Origin of the sequence: Thermococcus sp. (genome assembly GCF_027012695.1) — an archaeon.
In the GTDB taxonomy this organism is placed as follows: domain Archaea; phylum Methanobacteriota_B; class Thermococci; order Thermococcales; family Thermococcaceae; genus Thermococcus.
In genome coordinates this window covers 70018-80211 of sequence record NZ_JALUYR010000047.1, presented here as the reverse complement: position 1 = coordinate 80211, position 10194 = coordinate 70018, and the positions used below count along the sequence as shown (strand labels likewise).

Genomic DNA, 10194 nt, shown 5'->3' with positions numbered 1-10194 from the left:
CTCCCACACTTCTATCCTATAATCATGCTCTCCAGCTTGAGCAGTCCACGTTAAAGTAACGCTCCCAGTACTCCCACCACCGATCGTGAGGCTTTTGCTCGACTCCTCTTGGCCATCAATGAAAAGCCTCACCCCAACCACCCCAGACATCAACGCGGCAACTTATCTCCCGATTCCAGGTACATGACAGCGAAATTTTCCCGATATTGACGGGTTGTTATTTATTTTTATATCTTTCGGTTATTGTCCATTACTACAGTATTGAGATCCAATGGAGCATAGGTAGTGTCAACCCTAGTTGATGTCCCCAAACTTCCGCCGAGTACACGGCTGTGGATCCCCATACCCTCCACTCCCAAGTAACCCACAGCGCTTTTCCCCAGAAAAACTCCTGATTACCTCACCCAAAAAAAGCCTGGACGTGCCAGAGGGTGGCGTAATGGGTGGCCAGCAGAGAAATTGGGAACAGAAAGATGAACACACATTCATCAAGAGCCCTCCCAACAGCCACCTGGGCCGGAATCGCCGGAAGGAGGAGTCGGGGCGTACTTATAGCCGGCGTGCCCGTTACAACCATCTGAAAGAAAACAAAGGGAGCTGAGATCGCGAATTCTAAACCCCTCTTCTCTCTGATCAGTATCAGAAGACCGGCCAGGTAAACACTGATAAACAGCCAGTTTCTTACGAGCCAGTGCCACGGGTACAGCGGATTATCCTCCAGCATCCACCCCTGGGCGGTGAACCAGCTCCGCAGGATCCAGCGGGCCTGCCCGAGGGGATCCGTCCAGTGAAGATCCCAGTAGCGCTCGGCGGCAAAGTAGGCCCCGATCCCCCCGTGGGGAGTCAGGTAGAGCAGCATTACAATGCCCGTCAGGGAGAGGGGGATGAGGAAGCCCGCCGCTGCCCTCCGATCCTTTGCCAGCAGATACAGAAAAACAACACCGGCGAAGATAACCAGGTTGTAGCGGGCCATAACGCCCAAACCGGCCAGGAGACCCGAGAGCACGGGTCTGTTTTCGACAAGGGCGAGGTATGAGAGGAGCAGGAGGGAGAGCGCGAGGGACTCGCTGTAGGGTGCGGTCGTGAAGAGGGCGTAGGCAGGGTTGAGAACGAGAAACAGCGCCTCCCTCCGGCCCCAGAGTCTCAGGGCCATCAGCGGGGGCACGATGCTGAAGACGTTGGCGGTTATAAAGAGGGCCAGCCACGGTCTGATTCCAATATGGGTGAGGAGTCCGGCAGTAAGCGGGTAGAGAGGGGCGAAAACGATCTCGTAATCCTCAGGATTGCCCTGGAGAACGTGAAGAAAGTGCTCTCCATCCCATCGAAGGCAGAAGTCCCTGAGAGAAACCTCACCGAGGGCTGTGAAAAGGACGACCGACTTCATCGCCAGGAGGACGAGGATAACAACCAGGACGTCTTTCCTCACGACAACACCGATGAATTAAAGGGAAAAAACCTTAAAAGGTTAACCCTCGAGGGCGTCCTTCCAGGCCTCGAGCACTGCCCTGGCCCTGTCGAATATCTTCTGGGCAGCCTCCTCAAGAACCTGCTCGGGAGTTACACTGCCGTCGGTAACGATCCTGAACCTTGGTTTTCTCGCCATAAGAACGGGGTGTTCGATTGTGTAGCCGGCAAAGGTTACGTGCTCATTCTCGTGGAGCACCTCGTTGAGAAGGTTGGCGAAGGTATGATCCTCCCCCTCAAGGTAAAACTCAAGGACGTTTTCCTCACGCTTGATGACCTCGATCTTCATCTTCCTCACCTTTCAGGGCTTTCAGGAGCTCTTCCAGGGCCTGCTCCTTGTTCTTCACCAGTTCGTATTTAAACTTATCCTCCTTCCACTCGGCCAGTCCGAGTTCAACAAGCTTATCCATAACCTCATCGGGATCGAGATCGTAGACCACCGCAACCGGGAGAACGACTTCCCTTATCTGTCTCGTTGTGCTGAGCGCTACCTCTGAAAGTACCTCGCCAAGTTTTTCCACCAGCTTCACCGCATCGTCCCACGGCAGCGACGTTACTAGCTCATTCTCTCTGAGCTCTACACTCTCACCGAGGAGTTCAAGGGTCTTAACCAGGATCGGCGTTGAGACACTGGCCCCGGCCTCGCGCAGGAGATCGTCCACAGTGTAGTGGTAAAAACCCCTCCTGTCCGGGTATAGTTTTGCCTTCACCCTGTTGTGGATCTCGCGTATCTTCCTGAGGGCCTCCCTGATCTCGTCCTTCGTTCCCTGGACGTTTACCTTGAGGTCGTTGAGCTTTCCATGGACGTAGATGAATGCTGGAAGACGAAGTCTCTGGACTTCCTTAAGGAACTCCTCCTTCTCGCGGTCGTCGCGGACGTGGATGGTTATTGTCTTTTTCGCTCGCGCCATCACACCTTCACCTTCCGGTACATGGAAGAAAGTTTCCTCGTCTCGACGTGACCACAGCGCGGACAGACGAGCCTGTCACCCCGCCTAACCATGGGGGTTCTGCACCTCGTGCAGAGGGCGTAGATAACGCCAAGATCGTGACCCTTCGTGGAGAGCTGTATCGGGCTTTTCTCCGCAGATATAACGCGCGCCCTCACAACGTCCCCGATCCTGAACTCGTTCTGCATGCTATCAACGTATCCATCATCCACCTGCGAGATGTGAATGCCGGCCAGTTTGGAGGTTGCTATCTCCCTGTCGTTCTCCCTGCCCTCTATGCGGATTACCTGGACTATCGCGGCCTGGGGTTTAACCTCTATGACCCGGCCGATGACAACGTCTCCCACCTTGGGAAGCGGCGGGGTGTCGGTAACGGGCTCAACGCTTATCTCCATCCTGTTCTGGTCAACCACGACCCTTCCGGCTCGAACTGCGTAGAGCTCTCCGTTCTCCTCTTTGACACCCTCTCCCGGAAAGTACTCCTCAATAACACCGAGGTAATCTCCGGGAAGGACGAGATCGCCGGGCTTTACCTTTTTCTCCTCCATCCTCCCACCTCCGTGAAAGTTCCGGTTCGTATTTTTTAAGTCTTTGGCCGGGGAGGATTTATAAGGTGAGGGAAAAGGTTTTAGTAATCCGCGCAGAGCCCACGGTGGTGATAGGAATGAGAATGCTTCTGATACACGCGGACTACCTCGAGTACGAAGTCAAGGACAAAGCCCTGAAGAACCCCGAGCCGATAGGTGAAGAACAGAGGAAGGGTAGGCTCGATGAGGTTCTCGCTGCCTTCATAAGCGTTGAGAAGGTTGATGAGTCAAACCCCGAAGAAGTTGTCGAGAAGGCCGTGAAGGAAATCGAAGAGGTCGCAAGACAAATTGGGACGAACAGGGTCTTCGTCTATCCCTTCGCACACCTGAGCAGCGACCTCGCGAAACCGGAGATTGCACTTGAGGTTCTCAGGAAGATCGAGGAGAAGCTTAAAGAGAGGGGCTTCGAGGTCAAGCGCGCGCCCTTCGGCTACTACAAGGCCTTCAGGCTCTCCTGCAAGGGGCACCCGCTGGCGGAACTCAGCAGAACGATAGTGCCGAGCGGCGAGGCAGTCTCAAAGGAGGAGCGCAACATTGCCCTCGAAAAGGAGGAGGAACTGAAGAGCTACTGGTACGTTCTCACGCCGGAGGGCGAACTCATTGAGGTGGACAAGTTCGACTTCACCGGCCACGAGAACCTCAGGAAGTTCGCCAACTACGAGATAAGCAAGAACAGAATAGCCGACAGAGAACCACCGCACGTTAAGCTCATGCTCGAGCACGAGCTCGTTGACTACGAACCGGGAAGCGACGGAGGAAACCTCCGCTACTACCCGAAGGGACGCCTGATAAAGGGCCTCCTCGAGCAGTACGTCACCGAGAAGGTCGTTGAATACGGTGCCATGGAAGTGGAAACGCCAATCATGTATGACTTCGAGCACCCTGCCCTTGAGAAGTATCTCAACCGCTTCCCGGCGAGGCAGTACGTAGTTAAAAGCGGCGACAAGAAGTTCTTCCTCAGGTTCGCGGCATGTTTCGGCCAGTTTCTCATAAAGAAGGACGCAATCATAAGCTACCGCAACCTCCCACTGAGGATGTACGAGCTAACCAGATACTCCTTTAGGAGAGAGAAGAGCGGTGAGCTTTCGGGCCTGAGAAGGCTCAGGGCCTTCACGATGCCGGACATGCACACCGTTGCTCGCGATTTAAAGCAGGCGATGGACGAGTTCAAGAAGCAGTACAAGCTCAGCATGGAGGTTCTTAAGGGCGTTGGCCTTACGCCAGAGGACTACGAGGTGGCCATACGCTTTACGAGGGACTTCTGGGAGGAGAACAGGGACTTCATAGTCGAGCTCGCTAAGATTATAGGCAAGCCCGTCCTGATAGAGATGTGGGACCAGAGGTTCTTCTACTTCATACTCAAGTTCGAGTTCAACTTCGTTGACAACCTCGACAAAGCTGCAGCCCTGAGTACGGTGCAGATAGACGTGGAGAACGCTGAAAGGTTTGGAATAACCTACTACGACGAGAACGGACAGGAGCGCTATCCATTGATACTCCACTGCTCCCCGAGCGGAGCAATTGAGCGCGTCATGTACGCAATCCTCGAGAAACAGGCGAAACTGCAGGCCCAGGGTAAGAAGCCGATGTTCCCGCTGTGGCTCAGCCCGATACAGGCCAGGGTTATACCGGTCAGCGATGAGGTTCTTGACTACGCCCTCTACGTTGCAGGAAAGCTTGAAGGGGCGAAGATAAGGGTTGACGTTGACGACACCGGCGACAGGCTCAATAAGAAGATAAGGAAGGCGGAGAAGGAGTGGATTCCCTACATAGTCGTCGTCGGCAAGAACGAGAAGGAGCAGAACACGGTAACGGTGAGGAGAAGGGAAGACGGCAAGCAGGTTGAGATGCAACTCGAAGACCTCATCAGGGAGATAAAGAGGAAGACCGAGGGCTTCCCCTACAAGCCGAGGCCCCTACCGCTCCTCCTCAGCAGGAGGCCGAAGTTCCGGGGCTGAGCCCCTACCCCTTTATTCCGGAGGTTACCTCCTCCAGGAAGTCCCTGGCCTCCTCACTGAACATTTCCATCGGTACCTCCTTGCCGTACTTGTCGTAGATCTTCCCGTCCCTGAAGTTTATCTCGAAGATTTCGTATCGCTCCTCGCTCTTCTCGTAGTGCTTTATCCCGTGCCCCCGGAGGTGCCTCTCAACGCTCTCCACGTCAACGTACTTGCCGCACTCCTCACACTTATAGAACTGCCAGAAGATATAATCCTGACCCGCGAGCATGTTGTTCTTTATGTGGTTGATCAAAGCTCCTCCAAGGTACTCGTAGAAGTCCTCCTGAAGGAGTTTTCCATCGTCCTCGACGACCCTGAAGCCGCTCCAGACTATATGGTCGTTTATATCGGCAAGGGTCGCCTTGATGTAGCGGTAGGTAAGGATGAAAGCCCCGTTGTGAACGAAAAAAACGTTCCTGTCCGGGACCGCGATTATTCGTATCCCCTCGCTCTTCCCGGCGTCGGCTATCCTCTCGGCACTCTCCCTATCGTCGGCAACGTCTATGATGACCTTCACGTTGCTCCTCTTGTGGGTTCCGATTATTCTGTTTCCTGGAATTTCCCAGCGGTAATCATCGAGGTACCTGACCTGGGAGTAAACCCTTTTTATCCTGGGACTCAACTCACTGTACTCCATCACTCACCACCGGCGAGAATTCGAACCCAAAGTTAATAAACCTTCGCGGAAAACTTTAAAAAGGATCGTTCTCCCGGGAGATGACCCCAATCTGAAAACGTTACCTTCCAAAGCGTCTCTGCCGCTTCTGGTACTCGCGGATAATCCTGAGGAAGTCGATTTTCCTGAACTCCGGGAAGTAGACGTCAACAAAGAAGAGCTCGCTGTAGGCTATCTGGTAGAGGAGGAAGTTGCTTATCCTCTCCTCCCCCCCGGTTCTTATAACGATGTCGGGATCGGGCATGTTGGGGTAGTAGAGGTAGCGCTTTATCATCTCTTCATCGATGTCTTCGATGCTTATCCGGCCCTCCTGGACGTCCCTTACTATGTCCTTCACCGCATCCGCTATCTCACTCCTGCCACCGTAGGCGAGGGCTATATTGAGGAAGTAGTTCGAGTACTTCCTCGTCGCACGCTCTGCATCTTCCGCCGCCTTCCTGACGTTCTCCGGCAGGAGCTCCTTCCTCCCCAGAACGTTCACTCTTATGCCGTACCTGTGAACCCTCTCGTCCTCTACCAGTTCCTTGAACTTCCTCTCGAAGAGGTCCATGAGGGCGCGTACCTCATCGGGCGTTCTCCTGAAGTTCTCGGTGGAGAAAGCGTAGACAGTGAGCGTCCTTATCCCAAGTTCGCGGCACCACTCCATTATCTCCTCAAGCTTTTGAGAACCGAAGAGGTGACCGTACCACGGGGGTTTTTCTATCTTCCTCGCCCACCGCCTGTTCCCGTCCATAATTATGGCCACGTGGTTTGGGAGCTTTCCGGATTTAACCTTCTCAAGGAGGTAGTCCTCGTAGAGGTCGTAAGCGGGCTTGAAAATCAAATGGGGAACGTGGGAAAGCAGGCGGCGGAGCATCGAGCATCACTCGACCTTTTTCCTCGACTGGAGATGCTTTTCCGCAAGCTCCATGTAGATTTCAGCGTTCTTCTTCGTCCACTCGATTTCCTCCTCGCTCAGCTGCCTGACGACCTTTCCGGGAACGCCGACGACGAGGCTGTAGTCGGGTATCTCCTTGCCCGGCGGGACGAGTGCTCCTGCCCCTATGATAACGTGCCTGCCTACCTTCGCCCCGTCAAGGATTATGGCGCCCATGCCGATGATGGTGTAGTCGTCGATGGTCGCGCCGTGAACGACGGCGTTGTGGCCTATCGTCACGTACTTTCCAACCCTGGTCGGGAGGCCGTGGGAGGTGTGTATGCTCACGTTGTCCTGGACGTTGGAGCAGCAGCCGATGTAGATCCGCTCTATGTCGCCCCTGAGAACCGCTGAAGGCCAGACGCTCGTCTTCTCCTCGAGAACGACGTCGCCGATAACGGAGGCAGTCTCATCGATGAAGGCCGTTTCGTGAACCTTTGGTCTCCTTTCACCGAGTTCGTAAACCGCCATGAGCATCACCTGGAGAAACTCTCGGGCAGAACTTATAAACCTAACCGGACAACTCCCAAGGAGGGAGTGCGATGAGATATAAGCGGGGGGCGAGCGCCGAGAGGGAGCTGATAGGAATGCTAGAAAAAGCCGGTTTCGCGGTCGTGCGCTCGGCCGGGAGCAAGAAGGTGGACATCGTAGCTGGAAACGGGAAGATATACCTCTGCATTGAGGTCAAGAGCACCCACGACGAGAGACTCTACTTTGGCAGGGATGACTACGAGAAGCTCACCTCCTTCGCGGAGCGCTTCGGGGGGAAGGCCGTCATAGCGGTCAAGTTCATAAACCGGGGCTGGCGCTTCTTCTACCCAGAGAACCTTGAGCGGGGTGGAAAGAACTATAAGATAAGCCTTCGGAGTGGAAACCACTCGACCTTCGATGAAGTCATTGGCAGACAGACCTCCCTTTTGGGGGTGATCGGTCGTGAAACCTAGGCACCTGATCGCAATCATTCTTATACTCTCGGCGATTCCACTCTCCACGGGGGCGGGAGCCGGGCCCCTCGTTATAACTCCCCTCAAGGACGATTTCTCGGGAGTTCCGGGGGACACGGTCATAATACCATTCCGGCTGACAAACCTGGGGAACAGCACGATAGAGAACGTAACCGTCTACATCACGGGGCCGGCCCAGGGATTCCTCTACCAGAGTAAGATCATACGAAAGCCGATAGAACCCAACGGCACCGTTGAGGACACCCTCTCGGTGAAGATCCTGAACGTACCGCCCGGGAGGTACAACCTGACCCTCGTGGCCAGGTTTGGATCGGTCTACTCCGATGCGGGGGTTCACCTGACAGTAAAGACCCTGGTGGACTACGACCTGGCGATAGACGTGGGGAGGGAGTATCCCTACGGGAGAAACGTGAGCGTTGTTATGACGGTAACCTCCCGGGCAAACGGAATAATCATCGGCAGGGTGGGGTACACGATAACCCGGGACGGAAAGAGGGTCCAAGACTTCGCGACGACGATCTACCTGAACCCGGGGGAGAGCTGGATCAGAAACGTAACCCTGACCAGGCCGCCGGTTGGGAACTACAACGTGAGGCTCTGGGCATACTTCGGAGGAAAATACAAGTCCGAGACGGCCTCCTTCCGGGTGTTCCAGCGCAATCTGGGTTACGAAGCCTACTATCGAAACGGTGCAATCCACGTCTTCGTTCACGACGATAACGGAAGGGGCGTTCCCGGAATCCCCGTGAAGATAAACGGCCGTCTCCTGATGACTGACGACGATGGAACGGTTGTCCATCCCGTGAGCGAGCCCGGGGCCTATGAAGTGACCCTTGATCTCGATGGAAAGATCGTGACGACCGTCGTGGAAGTAAGGAAGCTCTTCATAAGTTACGAACAGTCCAACGACACCCTTCTGGTCAGGGTCGTTGACTCAACCGGGAAGCCGGTATCCAACGTAACCGTTATCGCCATCGGCCCCCTGGGAAGGGACTACGCCACGACCAACGCCTCCGGAATGGCCGTCGTAAACCTCAAAAAAACCGGCTACGGGACGATAATCCTTAGGGCGGAGAGCAGCGAGTACGTTGGCGGCTCCATAACCGCCAGAGCTTTCGAGCCTCCGAAACCATCCCCCACGACAACCCCAACCAGGACAACGCCGGTGGTAACAACGGTACCGAAACCGCCCGAAGGTCACTGGAGGACACCCCTCATACTGGTCCTCTCAGGTCTTCTGCTCGCCGGAACTTCCTATGCGTCCCTCTTCAGACCGCTGGTTCACGAGGAGAAAGCCGGACGCCACTACTTCCTTAAGATCAGGGCCCCCCGGTTGAAGGGCATTGACAACCTGAAGCTCGAGAGGAGTGTCAACGCAGTAGAGGTCCGGACAACGAAGGGCAGCGCCAGGGTAGAAAACGGGAAGGTTATCTGGGAGATAGACCACCTTGAACCGGGCGAGGAGGCCTATCTGCAGGTTCTTCTTGGCTGACCTCCCTTCGCAAACCTTATTAAGCTGGTCAAGTACATTCAGATGGAAATCTAAAGGAGGCGAAAGCCATGGTTGACGTTGAGCTTTTGAGGAAGGTTGTGGAAGCGCCGGGCGTTTCCGGCTACGAGTTCCTTGGAATAAGGGACGTTGTTAAGGAGGAGCTTGAGAAGGTTGCCGATGAGGTTTACATCGACAAGCTCGGCAACGTCATAGCCCACAGGAAGGGTTCCGGACCGAAGGTCATGATAGCGGCCCATATGGACAAGATAGGCGTCATGGTTAACCACATCGACAAGGAGGGCTACCTCCACCTCGTTCCAATCGGCGGAGTCGACCCGAGGACCCTGGTTGCGCAGAGGATTCGCTTCTTCACCGAGAAGGGCGAGCGCTTTGGAGTTGTCGGCCACATACCGCCGCACCTCCAGAAGCCGGAGGACAGGAAGAAGGCCGCGGACTGGGACACGATAGTAGTTGATGTGGGCGTTGACAGCAGGGAGGAAGCTGAGGAATTAGGCTTCCGCGTTGGAACTGTAGGCGAGTTCGCCCCGGCCTTTACCCAGCTCAGCGAGAACAGAATAGCCACCCCCTACCTCGACGACCGCGTTTGCCTCTACGCCATGATTGAGGCCGCGAAAAGGATTGAGAACCACGAGGCTGACATTTACTTCGTTGGCTCCGTCCAGGAGGAGGTTGGACTAAGGGGAGCGCGCGTCGCTTCCTACGCGATAGATCCCGAGATTGGAATAGCGATGGACGTTACCTTCGCCAAGCAGGTCGGCGACAAGGGCAAGATCGTTCCCAAGCTCGGCGGCGGACCGGTCATGGACGTTGGTCCAAACATCAACCCCAAGCTCAGGGCCTTCGCCGACGAGGTTGCCAAGAAGTACGGCATTGAACTCCAGGTCGAGGCTTCGCCGAGGCCGACGGGAACCGACGCGAACATCATGCAGATCAACAGGGAGGGCGTTGCCACCGCAGTGCTGAGCATACCGATCCGCTACATGCACAGCCAGGTCGAGACCGCTGATCTGAGGGACATCGAGAAGACCATCGAGTTCGCGAAGCACCTCCTGGAGGAGCTCAGGCCGATGGACCTCACCCCGTGAGCTTCCCCTTCTCCCGGAAAAGGTTTATACCCCCTTTT

11 protein-coding genes are annotated in these 10194 nt (G+C 55.3%); 4 read left to right on the top strand and 7 right to left on the bottom strand.

Features of this window, described 5'->3' with window-relative positions; translation table 11 throughout:
* Positions 1–400: 400 nt before the first annotated feature.
* The 4 genes from MV985_RS03295 to MV985_RS03280 are packed head-to-tail and all read right to left on the bottom strand — an operon-like array spanning position 401 to position 2962.
* Positions 401–1426 (bottom strand): hypothetical protein, encoded by a 1026-nt coding sequence (locus MV985_RS03295; protein WP_297461736.1) that lies wholly within the window; start codon positions 1424–1426, stop codon positions 401–403.
* Between the two features lie 39 nt (positions 1427–1465).
* Positions 1466–1753 (bottom strand): DNA-directed RNA polymerase subunit L, encoded by a 288-nt coding sequence (locus MV985_RS03290; protein ID WP_297461733.1) that lies wholly within the window; start codon positions 1751–1753, stop codon positions 1466–1468.
* Positions 1728–2375 carry a DUF2067 family protein gene (locus MV985_RS03285; RefSeq protein WP_297461730.1) on the bottom strand — a complete coding sequence of 216 codons (648 nt, stop codon included), beginning with the start codon at positions 2373–2375 and terminating at the stop codon, positions 1728–1730. Before MV985_RS03285 ends, MV985_RS03290 begins: the two co-directional genes overlap by 26 nt.
* Positions 2375–2962: an exosome complex RNA-binding protein Csl4 gene (locus MV985_RS03280; RefSeq protein ID WP_297461727.1), complete on the bottom strand. Its 588-nt coding sequence runs from the start codon at positions 2960–2962 to the stop codon at positions 2375–2377. The genes MV985_RS03285 and MV985_RS03280 overlap by 1 nt, the downstream gene beginning before the upstream one ends.
* A 116-nt stretch (positions 2963–3078) precedes the next feature.
* Here MV985_RS03280 and MV985_RS03275 point away from each other — a divergent pair, with 116 nt between their 5' ends.
* Complete coding sequence (locus MV985_RS03275) at positions 3079–4959, top strand: threonine--tRNA ligase (protein WP_297461939.1); 1881 nt, start codon at positions 3079–3081, stop codon at positions 4957–4959.
* A gap of 4 nt (positions 4960–4963) precedes the next feature.
* Here MV985_RS03275 and MV985_RS03270 read toward each other — a convergent pair whose 3' ends face one another.
* The 3 genes from MV985_RS03270 to MV985_RS03260 all read right to left on the bottom strand — a co-directional run bounded on the left by MV985_RS03270 (position 4964) and on the right by MV985_RS03260 (position 7064).
* Positions 4964–5638, bottom strand: a complete 675-nt coding sequence (locus MV985_RS03270) for a TBP-interacting protein (RefSeq protein WP_297461721.1) — start codon at positions 5636–5638, stop codon at positions 4964–4966.
* A gap of 100 nt (positions 5639–5738) precedes the next feature.
* The gene (gene uppS / locus MV985_RS03265; protein WP_297461707.1) at positions 5739–6533 is read right to left on the bottom strand and encodes a polyprenyl diphosphate synthase; all 795 of its coding nucleotides are present in this window, start codon (positions 6531–6533) and stop codon (positions 5739–5741) included.
* 6 nt (positions 6534–6539) lie between these two features.
* The gene (locus MV985_RS03260) at positions 6540–7064 is read right to left on the bottom strand and encodes a gamma carbonic anhydrase family protein (protein WP_297461927.1); all 525 of its coding nucleotides are present in this window, start codon (positions 7062–7064) and stop codon (positions 6540–6542) included.
* A 71-nt stretch (positions 7065–7135) separates the two neighbouring features.
* On the opposite strand from MV985_RS03260, the gene hjc reads away from it, so the two are divergent.
* The 3 genes from hjc (at position 7136) to MV985_RS03245 (ending at position 10156) form a co-directional block, all read left to right on the top strand.
* A complete protein-coding gene (gene hjc, locus MV985_RS03255; RefSeq protein WP_297461676.1) occupies positions 7136–7537 on the top strand; it encodes a Holliday junction resolvase Hjc in 402 nt (133 codons plus the stop codon).
* On the top strand, positions 7527–9050 hold the full coding sequence (locus MV985_RS03250; protein WP_297461641.1) for a hypothetical protein: 1524 nt from the start codon (positions 7527–7529) through the stop codon (positions 9048–9050). The genes hjc and MV985_RS03250 overlap by 11 nt, the downstream gene beginning before the upstream one ends.
* A gap of 68 nt (positions 9051–9118) precedes the next feature.
* A complete protein-coding gene (locus MV985_RS03245) occupies positions 9119–10156 on the top strand; it encodes a lysyl aminopeptidase (RefSeq protein WP_297461630.1) in 1038 nt (345 codons plus the stop codon).
* The last annotated feature ends 38 nt before the right edge of the window (positions 10157–10194 follow it).